The sequence below is a fragment of the Daejeonella sp. genome, assembly GCF_046590655.1.
Taxonomy (GTDB): domain Bacteria; phylum Bacteroidota; class Bacteroidia; order Sphingobacteriales; family Sphingobacteriaceae; genus Daejeonella.
Genome location: NZ_JBKJUM010000112.1, coordinates 1 through 14068 on the forward strand (window position 1 = coordinate 1; position 14068 = coordinate 14068).

Annotated in this window: 13 protein-coding genes; 4 read left to right on the top strand and 9 right to left on the bottom strand. The window is 40.3% G+C overall.

Annotated features, from left to right (window positions below; translation table 11 throughout):
- Positions 1 to 422: 422 nt before the first annotated feature.
- The 8 genes from ACLL8Z_RS10845 to ACLL8Z_RS10880 form a co-directional block, all read right to left on the bottom strand.
- Positions 423 to 2234, bottom strand: coding sequence for a serine hydrolase domain-containing protein (locus ACLL8Z_RS10845; protein ID WP_411274806.1), 1812 nt, complete (start codon positions 2232 to 2234; stop codon positions 423 to 425).
- 25 nt (positions 2235 to 2259) lie between these two features.
- Positions 2260 to 2358 (bottom strand): hypothetical protein, encoded by a 99-nt coding sequence (locus tag ACLL8Z_RS10850; protein ID WP_411274835.1) that lies wholly within the window; start codon positions 2356 to 2358, stop codon positions 2260 to 2262.
- A gap of 248 nt (positions 2359 to 2606) precedes the next feature.
- Positions 2607 to 2768 carry a hypothetical protein gene (locus ACLL8Z_RS10855; RefSeq protein ID WP_411274807.1) on the bottom strand — a complete coding sequence of 54 codons (162 nt, stop codon included), beginning with the start codon at positions 2766 to 2768 and terminating at the stop codon, positions 2607 to 2609.
- A gap of 463 nt (positions 2769 to 3231) precedes the next feature.
- Positions 3232 to 4317 (bottom strand): hypothetical protein, encoded by a 1086-nt coding sequence (locus ACLL8Z_RS10860; protein ID WP_411274808.1) that lies wholly within the window; start codon positions 4315 to 4317, stop codon positions 3232 to 3234.
- A gap of 109 nt (positions 4318 to 4426) precedes the next feature.
- Positions 4427 to 5512, bottom strand: a complete 1086-nt coding sequence (locus ACLL8Z_RS10865) for a Gfo/Idh/MocA family protein (RefSeq protein ID WP_411274809.1) — start codon at positions 5510 to 5512, stop codon at positions 4427 to 4429.
- A gap of 234 nt (positions 5513 to 5746) precedes the next feature.
- Positions 5747 to 6802: a dihydrodipicolinate synthase family protein gene (locus ACLL8Z_RS10870; RefSeq protein WP_411274810.1), complete on the bottom strand. Its 1056-nt coding sequence runs from the start codon at positions 6800 to 6802 to the stop codon at positions 5747 to 5749.
- Between the two features lie 21 nt (positions 6803 to 6823).
- The gene (locus ACLL8Z_RS10875) at positions 6824 to 7840 is read right to left on the bottom strand and encodes an NAD-dependent epimerase/dehydratase family protein (protein WP_411274811.1); all 1017 of its coding nucleotides are present in this window, start codon (positions 7838 to 7840) and stop codon (positions 6824 to 6826) included.
- Positions 7841 to 7923: 83 nt separating this feature from the next.
- Positions 7924 to 8688 (bottom strand): DUF1080 domain-containing protein, encoded by a 765-nt coding sequence (locus tag ACLL8Z_RS10880; RefSeq protein WP_411274812.1) that lies wholly within the window; start codon positions 8686 to 8688, stop codon positions 7924 to 7926.
- A 171-nt stretch (positions 8689 to 8859) separates the two neighbouring features.
- Between ACLL8Z_RS10880 and ACLL8Z_RS10885 the strand changes: the two genes are divergently transcribed.
- Complete coding sequence (locus tag ACLL8Z_RS10885) at positions 8860 to 10425, top strand: aminotransferase class V-fold PLP-dependent enzyme (protein WP_411274813.1); 1566 nt, start codon at positions 8860 to 8862, stop codon at positions 10423 to 10425.
- An 83-nt stretch (positions 10426 to 10508) separates the two neighbouring features.
- Here the strand turns inward: ACLL8Z_RS10885 and ACLL8Z_RS10890 are convergent, their stop codons facing one another.
- Positions 10509 to 11057 carry a RidA family protein gene (locus ACLL8Z_RS10890; protein WP_411274814.1) on the bottom strand — a complete coding sequence of 183 codons (549 nt, stop codon included), beginning with the start codon at positions 11055 to 11057 and terminating at the stop codon, positions 10509 to 10511.
- 185 nt (positions 11058 to 11242) lie between these two features.
- On the opposite strand from ACLL8Z_RS10890, the gene ACLL8Z_RS10895 reads away from it, so the two are divergent.
- The 3 genes from ACLL8Z_RS10895 to ACLL8Z_RS10905 all read left to right on the top strand — a co-directional run bounded on the left by ACLL8Z_RS10895 (position 11243) and on the right by ACLL8Z_RS10905 (position 14014).
- On the top strand, positions 11243 to 11614 hold the full coding sequence (locus ACLL8Z_RS10895) for a BlaI/MecI/CopY family transcriptional regulator (RefSeq protein ID WP_411274815.1): 372 nt from the start codon (positions 11243 to 11245) through the stop codon (positions 11612 to 11614).
- On the top strand, positions 11611 to 12936 hold the full coding sequence (locus ACLL8Z_RS10900) for a M56 family metallopeptidase (RefSeq protein WP_411274816.1): 1326 nt from the start codon (positions 11611 to 11613) through the stop codon (positions 12934 to 12936). The genes ACLL8Z_RS10895 and ACLL8Z_RS10900 overlap by 4 nt, the downstream gene beginning before the upstream one ends.
- 160 nt (positions 12937 to 13096) lie before the next feature.
- Complete coding sequence (locus ACLL8Z_RS10905) at positions 13097 to 14014, top strand: sugar phosphate isomerase/epimerase family protein (protein ID WP_411274817.1); 918 nt, start codon at positions 13097 to 13099, stop codon at positions 14012 to 14014.
- Positions 14015 to 14068 lie beyond the last annotated feature (54 nt).

Below are 14068 nucleotides of genomic sequence, written 5' to 3' on the forward strand. Positions count from 1 at the left end.
AGTATCGAAGTTAACATCCAGAGCAGATGGCTGACTAACTGAAAAAGACAATACATCAGATAAAGTGATGTTTGCATTAGCATTTTGTGCAAACGAAGTATTGCTGATTATTGATACAGTAATGAATGCGATTAGGAATAATATTTTTTTCATGTTGCTACTTTTAGATTTAATTCTGTTTCTATAAGATATACTCAGACAAACCGAGTACCAGATACGGAAACCCTCTCAAACAGCTTAAAGCAAGTATATTTACAAATATGTTGCAAAATGAGATGGGATGGTATTGCCCAAGTGGGGAATTATATACTCGTAATAAAACAGTTCTATCCTCATACCTGAAAAATTCAAGGAGCATCTATCGAGATTCTTCTCTCATGGTCAATTAACTCTCGGCAAGGGCAATCTCTACACCCTTATCGTTAATATTTAGGGGCTTCGCTCGGATCGTTTTGCACAGCCTTATATATTACATCCTGTATACGGCTCCTTATATTAAGCTGATAAAGTTTATCGGTAATCTTTGGATGCACCCTATTAGACAGAAAAATATAGATCAGGTTATATTTTGGATCTACCCATACGCATATTCCTGTAAAACCAGTATGTCCATACGTTCCCGGCGAAGCCAACTTCGATGGGTAAACTTTTGTTGTGTCGGGATCCTGCATATCAAAACCCAAAGCTCTTCGGCTAACCGCAGAATGTTTGGAAGTAAAAAGTGTAACAGTTGCAGGTTTGAAGTAACGATCGCCACCATAAGTGCCATTATTCAGCATCATTTGGTAAAGGATACCCAAATCGTTAGCACTTGAAAATAGGCCGGCATGGCCTGAAACACCCCCCAATAAGGAAGCCCCCGGATCATGCACGTAACCATGTAAAAGAGATTTGCGGAAATTATCTTCATCTTCAGTAGGCACAATCTGTTCCTTTTCAAACCGATTTCTGGGCGAAAAGCCTGCTGTATACATTCCCAATGGCTTATAAAATTGATCCTGTACATATTTATCGATGGGGGTACCTGATTGCCATTCGACAATTTCCTTCATCACATACATGTTCATATCTGTATAAGTGTATGAACCGCGGTTTCTCAATGGAGCCTTTAAAAACGCTGGCCAAAACATCTCTCTGAAATATCCGGGTTTAAAAAAATAATTATCAGCAACTTTCACAGGATAGGCCTTCGATGAATCGGCGCTATATTCTTCAGGTTTTAGCTTAAGATAAAATGAAACGGGCGTAACACCTGATTGGTGAGCAAGCAGCTCTTTGATTTGAAGATCTTCTTTGTTAGATTTTCTTGCATTGGGAATATAGTCACCGATGGTTTTATTAAGGGAGATTTTACCCTGCTCGTAAAGTTTCATAGTCGATATGGTAGTCGCAGAAACTTTAGTTAACGAGGCAAGGTCGAATATGTCAGACAACCTGGTTTTCTCATTTCCCTCGTAGGTATGCGATCCGTAAGCTTTATTAAATATTACATTACCATCTTTAATCACCATTACTACTGCACTTGGTGTGGCTTTCTCCCGAATAGCCTCAGCCGCAATCAAATCAATACTATCAAGATCAGCTGATTTTAAACCCACTGCTTCAGGTGAGGAGTACCTTAGCCGTGTTTTTTCAGTCGAGTATCCTGCCCCAACTTTATATTTGGCACTTATGGTTTGCTTCAGGGTACCCTTTGCAGCAATTCCGCCAAAAATTAATTGTGCAGAATTGTTTGCAGCTTCCGCATCCGTTGCGGTATTCCAGATCACGGGTCCAGTGGCAAAGTCAAGCTTTTTAAGTGAGCTAAGCTCGCCGAAACCCGCAATTATAATACTTTTTCTCAACTGATTCTCCGTAATAAACCGGATTATTTCAGGGTCATTCAGTGACAGGCTGGTGACCTGAATGATCAGGGTGTTATAAAATTTTAGATGATCCCCGGCAAGGTTGTCCAGGTTCAAAGAATCTGTTCTAAAGGATGAAGTTTCGTAGCGTTTCACGTCAGCGTATTTTCTTACAAGACTGTCGAAGATTGTTGAAAATTCTAATCCAGTGTTAACACTTGCAATTTTGCGATCAGCGAGACCACGAAGGGGAATCACGCCAGTATTATTATGGAATAAAAGAATAGAAGGGTTTGAAGGGGAAGCCGGTCGGGTTTGGCTATATGAAAACCTTCCACTTGCAAAAAATGTCACGATAAATAAAATTATTTTAATTACGAATTTGTTCATTTAATATAAGTTAGGTTATGTAGTTTCAAGGATAAATAAGATACTTCTTGCGCATTTCTTTATACGCCAACAGTCCGGGTTCCCAGCTTTTGCGGATAGCAGCTTCAGAAACTCCGGCAACAATTTATTCTTTGAGATTTTTAGTCCCTGCAAGACGGTCAAAATATGGCCGAAAGAAATCATCTTTTTCCGGGTATTTTCTGGCAAGCGAATAAAGTTAATTATTAATCAAAAGAATAAGGCAATGAATAAAAAAGGAATTTTAACGAGCTTCAATTAAATGGAAGCTTTAAAACATCGGCCGTAAGTGATTGATAAAACATGATGAAGCCGGATATTCAACAGTAGCTGTTACCGATAAAAGTTTAAGTTTTAAAAGGGTTTCACATCTTTGTGCTGCTCAGGCGGCAAGTCTGACCTATCAACAGTTTCTTCAAAATTCTTTTGATCTTTTTGGTTCCTTTTGATTAGAACAATAATTATGACAATAGCGATAATTAAAATCAGGCCTACTATAAGATAGTTAAATTCCATATTGTTCCGATTAAACTGTTCAGACTGATGAAAGATTGGATTTATAAAGTTAAGCTATAAAACTGACTCTGCACTATTGTTAAATTTAGAATTCTCAACCTGATCGTAATAAAAGCACCTATGGTTAGCAGGTGATTTACAAGTGATATTAACTAACCAAAACTAATTATTTTAAACCTTAGCAAAGATAAATCTCTTAGAACTATTAACAACTAAAATTATATCAAGCTGGTGTGATGGTTATGTTAAAATCATTGCATCATAGCGACATACTAGTTTCTATCGCCTTTTAGCCCAACAAAAAAGCTCCTGCAGGCTGTTTCCTACTGATAAGTAAAATGGCTTATATCTGTATGATCTGAGGAGAAAACAAGACGATAATTTTTTTTTATTATTTGTATGAATTATGAAAAATTTATAAATTTATTTGGTTTAAGTAAAAAAGTGATTCGCTTCTATTTCCTCAATTCTGCACTAGTTTTAGTTCGGCTTCAATCTTCCTGTTCCAAAACTCCTGGAGTATAGCAGAGGTTCCGTGGGATGTCTGATCATCATACTCCTGCTGAATCTTATTCATTTCCCGATAGAATTCCAGGTATTCGAAATTGACGATGCCCTGATAGTTATCGGGAGTAAGTTTCTCTGAAAGAAGTTTTTTCTCAAATCTTTCGGCAACAATCTTAACCAGGTCAAAATGCCTCTGTTCATGTTTCAGGCTATAATTGCCCATTGTGCCAGCACCAACCCAAGAAGCACTTTTGACGACAAAAACCTTCATGACTAGTTCGACTTTAAGAACACCATTTTCTATTTTAGAGCGCTGGTCATATCCAAAAGAAGGGAAAACCGAGGCTGCAAACCGGCCACCAGAACGTTTTTCCTGAAAGTCATCCCATATCAGCGGACGTAAGGGATGATAATATACTGTATCCTGATGTTGCTCCAGGTAATCGCTGAAGCTTAATTCGATGGTATGTGAAAAAGCTGGATTTGTACTGGCTTCCGTATTGATCCAGCTATTAATGAATGTCAGACTATTGCCGAGGACATTCTGTAAAGTAGCATCCACAGTATTTAAATTGTTGAGCAGACGAGTATATCTTGCAGTACTTCTATATTGTGTAAGAGGAACTGATCCACTTTCCTTCTCAAGATCGAACAATAATATCAGGCTTATCTCGCCTTTAACACGATCGATCCCTGTCAGGTTCTCCTTTACATTGCACACTTTAATCCGAATACTCAATGGCCGCGAAGAAGTATCTCTCGCTAAGCTATCAGTTAGAATTTTTGAAATTCCTTTTAATGTTCCGCTCTGAAATGGGATTTTATGCATTATTGATAATTCATTCGAACGAAATAATAATGTGCCGATAGAATCCGGACCCGCCCGCTCATCGAATATCGAACTAACATGAAATACGCCCGGCAAAAGCGCATTTTTCCTCGTAGAATTTGTTGGTAATTGTATTGTGACCTGGGCTTTTGTTTCCGCTAGGAATACTGCCAGGTATCCTAACATAATCAACGCTACCAGGGTCTTTTTCACGTAAATTGAACGACAAGTTTAGAAACTTTTTGTTAGTTATGATAGTAGAATAAATCAATCAGGCAGACATTACGAGTAATTACATTTACGATTGTATTGATATAATTAACTAAAGAAGCGAAACGACATTCCCAGTCCTTACAGACTCGTCGCATGCAAATGCTATACGCAAACTGTTTATCGCATCCTGAACATGATCTTCAAGATCCAGATCCTCTTGTATGGCTCTTAGAAAATATCGCTGCTCACGGTTACACAGTTCCTGGTGGTCAGGTTCATCGGAAAGATCAATCCAGGTGTCTTCTTTTACAAAGTTATTTTCATTATCAAGAGTAGAATGATGAAATCGGAGTGATTCAGTTTTTGTATGTGCTTCAACTGAATCTGATTTCCCCGATGCCCCTGCGTCCTTCGCAACAATAGAAACTGAACCTTTCGGTCCAATTACATCCTTCACAAAAAAGGCCGTTTCACTCATCATTGGCCCCCAGCCTGCTTCGTACCAGCCAACTGAACCATCTTCAAAGCGTATCTGAAGTTGACCGTAGTTGTAATTTCCTACAGGTATATCTTCCGTAAGGCGCGCTCCTATAGCGCATACCTGGATGGGCTTTGAGCGTGTCATCTGGCACATTACGTCGATATAGTGAACACCGCAATCGACGATAGGGCTAAGGCTTTTCATCAGGTTACGGTGCACATTCCACATATTGCCATGACTTTGCTGATTCAAATTCATTCTCATCACTAATGGCTTCCCAAGTTCCTGACTAAGTTCTACAAAAGTTTTCCATGATGGGTGATGCCGGAGAATGTAACCAATAACAAGTTTCTTACCTGCTTTTTTTGCGGCTTCAGCAACTCGAATGGAGCCTTCGACTGAATCTGCGACAGGCTTTTCAATGAATACGTGGCAGCCCTGTTCGAATGATCGGATAGCAAATTCTTCGTGGGTATCGGGGTACGTTGAAATGCAAACGGCGTCAGGCTTTGTTTTAACAAGCGCTTCTGCGAAGTCATCAAATAGTTCATACTTGTTGTCCAGCGCATTATTCAATACGCTTTTACTTTCACCAGGCGATACCAGTCCGCAGATTTCGAACCCATCTATTCCATGGAACGCTTTTGCATGGGAAGCGCCCATGTTTCCGCAACCAACTACCAGTATTCTTAATTGTTTTGATGTTTCAGACATAATTTAATATCATTATCAATTTTTACAAGTTTTTTATTGACTAAATCATCTCATTGCGCCAAAAAAATTGCGGAGAAATAATTTCAATAAATTTAGTTCAATTGCGATAAAATTCCGCATTCTCTTTCATAAGAATATCGATGACGCATTGCCATTGGATTCCGAATGAACCTTTTAACAAAATCTCATCTGCTCATCCCCTACTTCGGACTAAATAGTTCAGATACTATTCTTTTAGGGAGTAAGTAGTGCTTTGATAAAATAATCGTCCGTTAGTTCAGGATAGGCATTACATACCCTATCGATCTCTTCCATTTGTCCCGGAGATAATTCTTCGCCTGGATTGAGACACCATCGCCCTTCCAATAAACCTTGTCTGCGTAGCACTTCATGAATACCTGGAATACAGCCATGAAAACCATGTGCTGGATCAAAGATCGCGGCGTTCATATCGGTTACGTCAATGCCTTTTGTAAGAAGTTTGGCGGCGCCCTTATAATCTGTGGTTTTGCAAGACTTTATTTCTTGAAGGAGTTCAACGGCTTTTTTTGTCCATACAGCCCAATGGCCGAGCAAACCGCCTACGAATTCCTTACTTACTACTTTACCGTCTACTTCAAAGCTGTATTTAGTCAGAAGATCTGCGACAATATTATCATCATTACCGGTATACAGATCAATTTGCTGAGCCCGACTCGACGAACAAACAGCTCTCACTACATCCAGAGTTTGATATCTGTTAAAAGCTGCAACCTTAATCGCCTCAATGTTGGGAATCTCTGCAAACTCTCTCCAAAACTCATAAGTAAATATTCGGCCTCCCACAGATGGTTGTAAATAGAAGCCGATAACAGGGATCATTGCAGCGATGTGTCTAACTCGCTCAAGTATTTCTTTTTCTGTCCAACCCTGTAAGCCACCCATGCTCAGCAAACCCAAATCGTATCCATATTTTAAGGCCAACTCGACCTCCGCACTAGCTTGATTAGTTGGACCACAAATTCCTGCAACCTTTATAAAGGGTCTTTCTAGTTTGGCCTGGTCGATCTCCTCTGAAGCGACCTGTAAAACAGTCTCCAAGAGGTTGATTGCTGGATTTCTAATTTCAAATTGTGTAGAATGGACCCCAACGGCAACGCCACCAGCGCCCGAGGCCATATAATATCGCGTCAGGCCCCTCTGGCGTTCTTCATCAAATTGCCTTGATCCATTCAATGCTAAAGGGTGAGCTGGAATAACTGTGCCGCCACTTAGCAAGTATTTCAGTTCAGGTCTCAATAATTTTGTCATAAACAAGTATTGAATAATAATTTAGAACTGGCCATTTCTCTCCTGGAAATGTGTGGGTTTATTCATTGTTTTCCCACCGGCCTGAAGCCAAGCAACAGTCAGTTCAATCATCTGACGTACTGTTACCCTCGGATATCCGAATAATTTATGCGCTTTTGAAGCGTTATTTAAAAGTGCATTAGTCTGGGTCTCATTAACGAATGTAGGCTTCTTATCCAGCAACAGACCAAACTGCTGTGCCAGCCACTTTACTGAAAGAGTTTCCGGACCGGTAACGTTCAAAATATTGGCCGGTGTTTCACAGTGAAGTAAAGATCTGATAGCAATTTCGTTCGCATCACCCTGCCAGATCACATTCACATTTCCGGTTGTAATATCGATCGGTTTATCGGCCATCACAGACTTTGCAATTTCAAGCATAACTCCGTATCGAAGATCAACAGCATAATTCAACCGGTAAATGAGAGTCGGAATCTTATACTTTTCAGAGAAATACTGGAATATGCGTTCACGTCCTAAACAAGACTGGCCATATTCTCCCACTGGCGAAGGAATAGTTTCTTCTGAGCATCCTCCAGTATTAACTGGCACAAAAGGATATACATTTCCTGTTGAAAAAGCTACAATACGGGAGTTTTTATACCGTTCAGCCACTCTTCCCGGCAAATAAGAATTCATTGCCCATGTGAAAGGTTCTTTTCCAGTTGTTCCGAACTTAGTACCCGCCAGATAGATAATGTTAGGTGCATCCGGCAAGGCAGTAAGCTGTTGCTCATCTAAAAGATCTGCTGCAATCGTTTCGATTCCTCCGGCTTCGAGTTCCTCACGTGTTCCTTCTTCCGAAAATCTTGAAATACCAATTATCCGCTTACTAATGCCTGCTTGAAGTATTGCTTTTCGCGCCAGTCTGGCCATACCTGGTCCCATTTTACCTCCTACACCGAGTATAATGATGTCTCCTTTAATTTTAGTAATATCTATAATCAAAGCATCGCTGGGTCGAAGTAATTCTTGTTCTAAAACTTCTAATTCGGTCATTGAAAGATGTACTTTATAAGTTGATTACTTTTTATATTGTTCCAGGCTATTTCTTCCTTGCCATTTCCCCAATACCGGATATCTTATAATTCCCTTATCTCAATATTTTTAAAATATGCTTTATTTCCATGATCCTGTAACCCAATATTACCCACCGCTGACTGCCCATAATCCGGAAAATCTTTCCACTTACTTGCGGCCTTTCTTTTTTTCCAGTCAGCGCTCCATGCTTTATATTTCACTATGCGTTTTCCATTCAACCAATGTTCCACCCTCCCGCTTTTAAAAATTATTTTGCTTGAATTCCAATCTCCAACAGGCATTAATACTTTGTTACTATCTGCAACATGCATATCATAATCAGAACCGCTAAGTTGGTAAGGTTCAAGCTTAGACGGGTACGTTACATCATCAATCATCTGGTACTCCGGTGAAGTTTCAATTGCCCGTTTATATTTCGAATCTTCTATTACATGATAAAAGACACCACTGTTACTTCCTTTATCTACTTTCCAATCCCAGCGCAACTCAAAGTCTCCAAACTTCTGATCCGTAATAATATCCCCGGATCCACTTGTTCCTTTAGCACCAAGGCAGACTAATGCTCCATTTTCAATTGTCCAATTTTTAATTGCAGCTTTATTATTAAAATGATGCCAGCCATTAAGACTTTTTCCGTCGAAAAGCCGGATCCATGAGCCTTTGGGCGGCTTTGAAAAAGTAATTTCTGGTCGATGTTCTTTTAAATGAATCTTAATCACTGCACTTGCTGAATTGCATGAGAAGAAGAAAGCTGTTATAACCAAAAGGAAATTTTTAAACATGGTAATATTGACGTGTGCGGACATGAAATATATTATTTAAAAAATTGAAAATAAGAAAAGGCGTCTGAATTATGTGGCTGTTCCTATTTTTATTTCAGAGCATGGGGAATTTAGCACACCTCGAGATGATTTGTTTTTTCTTCCACTTACAAGGAAAAAGCTTGATATTTAACCAACTTCGTTAATACAATTGTGATGAAAAGAAGAGATGTTATTAAAAGTCTGGCTATTCTCCCGGTTTCGGGCACCGTGGCTGGCGCTTTAGATTCAAATTCGTTTAGGGCTGTTCAGACACCAAAACGTAAGAGTGTGTATGAACCATTGGGAGTAAAGACACTGATAAATGCCAGAGGGACAGTAACAGTAGTGGGCGCCAGTAAGGTATTGCCTGAAGTACGGAATGCGATGGACGCTGCCATTGACGAATACGTGCAAATAGATGAATTGATGGATGGTGTAGGAAAACGACTTGGTGAATTAATGGGTACGGAATCAGGCTGCGTAACTTCAGGTGCTTCGGCTGCGATCACAGCAGGTACTGCAGGTTGTGTTACAGGCGGAGATCCGGATAAGATCTGGATGATTCCTAACATTACGGGCATGAAGGATGAGGTTGTGGTTCCCTCATATTCGAGATCTGCTTACGATGCAGCTTGTAAGGCAGTTGGGGTACGAATGATCGAGGTGGCCAATGTTGAGGAACTAAAAGCCGCTTTAGGGCCGCGAACTGCCATGGTGTATTTATTAGCAGGAGCCGGATCTGAGAGTGGCGCTTTATCATTAAGAGTAATTTCAGAACATGCGAAACCCCTGGGCATTCCCATACTTATAGACGCTGCTGCCGAAGGGCCTGAAAACCCTAATCCGCATATTATTCAGGGAGCAGATCTGGTTGCTTACAGCGGCGGCAAATATTTAAACGGACCGCAATGCGCCGGATTGCTGATCGGCCGAAAAGATCTTGTAATGGCTGCAAGAATGAATACCGGCCCTCATCATGGGTTCGGACGCGGATTCAAAGTCGGGCGTGAGGAGATTATCGGTATGCTCACCGCTGTAGAAATGTGGTTTAAACGGGATCATGCTGCAGAACGAAAATTGTGGACTGCGCGACTAGAAAGCATTGCTAACCGACTTAAGTCAATTAATGGTGTCACCACTATTATACGGCAGCCAACGGGGCGGTCAAACCCGAGTCCCGGCCTTTCCGTGTCCTGGGATCAAACGAAAATTCCTTACATCGGGCAGGATGTTGAAGATTTGTTATGGGATGGTACACCACGAATTTCAGTTGGGGCCGCGGGAAGTTACTTTCAACCTAATCAAATGCCAAGCATCTCGGTAAACTCCTCCCAACTCAGTGACGGAGAAGAAAAGATCGTTGCAGACCGGATATTCGAAGTGCTGTCCAAACCGATGGCTTCGTCCCGAACTGGCGGTGCAGCTGCAGCCAACCTCAGCGGACAATGGGATGTAGAGACGAAATATTATGCTGCAACCGTTAATCAGACATTTATGATCGAACAAAAAGAAAATGATCTAAAAGGCACTTATATCGGGCATATAGGGGCAAGAGATCTCACCGGAACAATTCACGGAAACGATATCTTAATTCGCAGTACCTATGGAGTTGATGGCGCGCGAGTCCATTCTTTCTTCACCGGAAAACTGGTTGGCGACACTTTGCAGGGTCACCTAAGTGTTGGAGAATATGGTGAAGGTACATGGACGGCTAAGCGGCATGTTTTTAAGATGTTATGATACAAAAATTGAGAATGGAGAATTGAAACGGGACATCCGTCCAGCCTACAACTCGCATTCTCAATTCTACACTTTCAACTCTCTCAATAAAGCTCCACAATCATCTCAATCTCAACAGCAATATTATTTGGCAGGGCATTGGTTCCTACCGCAGAGCGTGCGTGTCTCCCATTCTCACCCCAGATCTTGACTATCATATCAGAAAATGCGTTCATAACCTGAGGCTGTTGCGAGAAAGCTGGCGTGCAATTTACCAAACCAAGCACTTTAACAACTCTTTTAACCTTTCTCAAATCCCCAATTTCCGCTTTCAAGCTTGAAAGTAAAGCAATACCCGTAAGTCTTGCAGCTTCTTGTCCTTGTTCTAAGGTAAGATCACCGCCTACCTTCCCAAAAATCTGACCGCCTCCTGGTTTATCCGGACCGTGCCCCGATGTGTACACCATATTCCCTACTCTAACAGTCTTTACAATACTGGCTGTAGAAGGTGTTACAGGAGACAATTGAATGCCAAGTTCCTTAAGTTTGGCTTCAACATCAACGGTTCCGATCGCCGTTGACTGAGCAGAAGGCAAAGTCTTACAGGAAGCCAGCGCAAATACGATTGCAACCAGAAAGATATATTTTTTCATAATGATTAAAGTTTAATGAGCTTAAAGTTACACGCAAAAATCCAGTTTGATAAATTTTTTAAGAACACAATATGTGTCCGGTCATTTGGAGGCAAGACTTAATACCCGATATAAATTTTCAGATTAATTTGGATTTACAGATTATGTTTCTACATTTGTAGAACAACAAAACTAACTGTAGAACAATGCAGCTGACAAAGGCAGAAGAACAACTGATGCAATACCTCTGGGAAAAGGAAACGGCGTTCATGAAGGATTTAATCGATGCGTACCAAGAGCCCAAGCCCGCAGCCACAACGATTGCAACACTTCTAAAAAGAATGACGGATAAAAACTTTATTGGTTACAAGTTATATGGTAATTCGAGGGAATATTATCCGATAGTTCTAAAAACAGATTACTTTTCGAAGCATGTTGCCAGACTTATTAAGACTTTTTTCAATGATTCGGTATCACAGTTCGCATCGTTTTTTACCAAAGAAACGGCAATGACTGAAGCCCAGCTTGAAGAATTAAAAAAAATCATTGATCAGGAAATTAAAAGAAAAAGACCATGATAGAATATTTAATAAGATCAGGGCTGGTTTTAACAATCCTTTTGGCGATTTATCATTTGTGGCTTGAAAAAGAAAAAATGCAGTGGTTCAACCGGTTCTATCTAATGGCTAGTATGGGGCTGGGGCTGACAATACCGCTAATCAAGATCACGCTACCTGGCAAGGATTTAGTACACACGCAATTGCAATTGAGTGAATTTGTATTACCCAATATTTCTACAATGGTTCCGACAGAAATTAATAGGGTTGCAGTACCACAACATATAGACATCATAACTCTGGTGTATGGTCTGGTAGCAGCAGTCCTACTGGCCAGGTTTGCCATCAATCTAATACTCTTAATGAGTATTGTCTACAAAAGCCCTAAAAGAAATACCCCCGAAGGAACTATTGTCCTCATAAAGGAAAAGCTGGCACCTCATAGTTTTTTATTTTACATTTTCTTGAATGAAGTTGACTATTTGGACCAAAGAATAGAACAGGAAATCATAACTCATGAATTCACCCATGTCAGGCAAAGACACTCTGCCGATCTGTTGTTTATGGAGCTTCTTATCTCAATATTCTGGTTCAATCCCGTTTTTATTTTCTACAAGAAAGCCATTCAGCTAAATCACGAATTCCTTGCTGACGAAGCCGTAATTGAATCCTCCTGTAATATTTCAATATATCAACAATTACTATTGCAAAAAGCCACGCTAAAATCTGTTAGAGTAGCCAGCAATTTTAATTTTTCAGTCACTAAAAAAAGATTTAAAATGATGAAAAAGCAAACTTCAAAAACTTGGAAGATGGTGAAAGCTGTATCGCTGCTCCCCGTGGCAGCAGTGTTGATCCTGGCTTTTGGCGATATAGTTTTCGCCCAGGGGACTTCGGCAGCAACAGAATTAAGGATGGTATCCGATAACATCGGGCAACTCACCAAGGACGAATATTATAAAGGCGCCTATATGCGCTTCATCGATAATGCCGGAGTTAAAATCAGAAAGCGATACGAGCAGTTGACTGCCGAAGAAAAAAGCCATTACCCGGCACCTGTTCAACCAACCGAGGCACTTATGGTAAGCTGGAAGAATGCACAAAAGTTCGTGGTATTGATAGGCTATGAAAAACCGCGGGAACCACTGGCTAATTACAAAGCAAAAGATTTCATATCCTATTACTCTTTAAAATCAGAAACAGATGAACTAACATACGTGTATCTGATCAACAAGGACTTTCTCGAAAAAATAAAACAACTAGGTGGTGATTTTAACCGGGAAGGGAATGATATATTTTTAGCTCCTCCACCTCCGGTAATTATGCCACCCAAAGAAAACTAATCTTCACGGGAGGAAATGCTAAGATTGACAAAGAGTTCATTGTCAATTTTGGCGTTCCCAACGGTTTGTTAATAAGTCTGATTTTTCCCTAAACTTTTTTAGAATCATAGCTAACATATGAAATGCTTTTATCAATTTTATAGTTCATAGAAGTACGAACATGACTTACTCCAGAAAACAATTCCTGCAAAACTCGGCTATTTTAGCTGCGGCGTCGTTAACAAGCTCATCATTTGTTTTACTTAAAAACAAACCACTTTTAGCATTCTCGACAATCGCTTGTCCGGACTGGACCTTAAAACAGGCAATAGATTTTGCTGCACAGCATAATTATTCAGGCCTGGAGATCCGGGGAATAAAAAGGCAAATGGATCTTCCTAATGCAACAGAATTTAACAGTCCTGATAACATGGAATCTACGCTGGCGACGATGAAGGAAAAGGGATTGAAATTTGTTAATCTAGGGGCATCGGCTGCATTTCATATGCCTGACGGTCCCTTACGGGATAAGCACATGAAGGAAGCTAAATCCTTTATTGACCTTGCTAGTCAAATCAATTGTCCTTTTGTGAGGGTGTTTCCCAATGAGTTTCCAAAAGACCAGGATAGAAATAAAACGATGGAATATGTCGCTAAAGGACTATTGGCACTTGGCGATTACGCGAAAACGCGTAATGTTACAGTTCTGATGGAAACACACGGTGATTTTTCCCATTCCGATGATATCTTAAAAACAATGAAAGCTGCTGATCATTCGAATATCGGGCTGGTCTGGGATATCTCCAACATGTGGACAGAAACCAAAGAGTCTCCAGCAGTAGTTTATAAAAAATTAAAAAAATATATACGGCACACACATATCAAAGATGCTAAAATACTGGCCGGCAACAAACTTCAATATGTATTCATAGGGGAAGGTGACGTGCCCATTTTCGATGCAATAAACATCCTTGACAAAGATGGTTATAAGGGTTACTACAGTTTTGAATGGGAAAAACTATGGCATCCAGAAATAGCAGAACCCGAATTGGCTTTAGCGGATTACGCGAGAGCCATGAAGAAACATTTTCGGTATTGAGGGGTTCTGGTTAATCATTATTTTGAGTTGTATGTCAGATAGCTTTAGATAAAG

Coding starts and splice junctions, on each gene's coding strand:
- ACLL8Z_RS10845 (WP_411274806.1), bottom strand. CDS start 2,234: ATGAACAAATTCGTAATTAAAATAATTTTATTTATCGTGACATTTTTT.
- ACLL8Z_RS10855 (WP_411274807.1), bottom strand. CDS start 2,768: ATGGAATTTAACTATCTTATAGTAGGCCTGATTTTAATTATCGCTATT.
- ACLL8Z_RS10865 (WP_411274809.1), bottom strand. CDS start 5,512: ATGTCTGAAACATCAAAACAATTAAGAATACTGGTAGTTGGTTGCGGA.
- ACLL8Z_RS10870 (WP_411274810.1), bottom strand. CDS start 6,802: ATGACAAAATTATTGAGACCTGAACTGAAATACTTGCTAAGTGGCGGC.
- ACLL8Z_RS10875 (WP_411274811.1), bottom strand. CDS start 7,840: ATGACCGAATTAGAAGTTTTAGAACAAGAATTACTTCGACCCAGCGAT.
- ACLL8Z_RS10880 (WP_411274812.1), bottom strand. CDS start 8,688: ATGTCCGCACACGTCAATATTACCATGTTTAAAAATTTCCTTTTGGTT.
- ACLL8Z_RS10885 (WP_411274813.1), top strand. CDS start 8,860: ATGAAAAGAAGAGATGTTATTAAAAGTCTGGCTATTCTCCCGGTTTCG.
- ACLL8Z_RS10890 (WP_411274814.1), bottom strand. CDS start 11,057: ATGAAAAAATATATCTTTCTGGTTGCAATCGTATTTGCGCTGGCTTCC.
- ACLL8Z_RS10895 (WP_411274815.1), top strand. CDS start 11,243: ATGCAGCTGACAAAGGCAGAAGAACAACTGATGCAATACCTCTGGGAA.
- ACLL8Z_RS10900 (WP_411274816.1), top strand. CDS start 11,611: ATGATAGAATATTTAATAAGATCAGGGCTGGTTTTAACAATCCTTTTG.
- ACLL8Z_RS10905 (WP_411274817.1), top strand. CDS start 13,097: ATGACTTACTCCAGAAAACAATTCCTGCAAAACTCGGCTATTTTAGCT.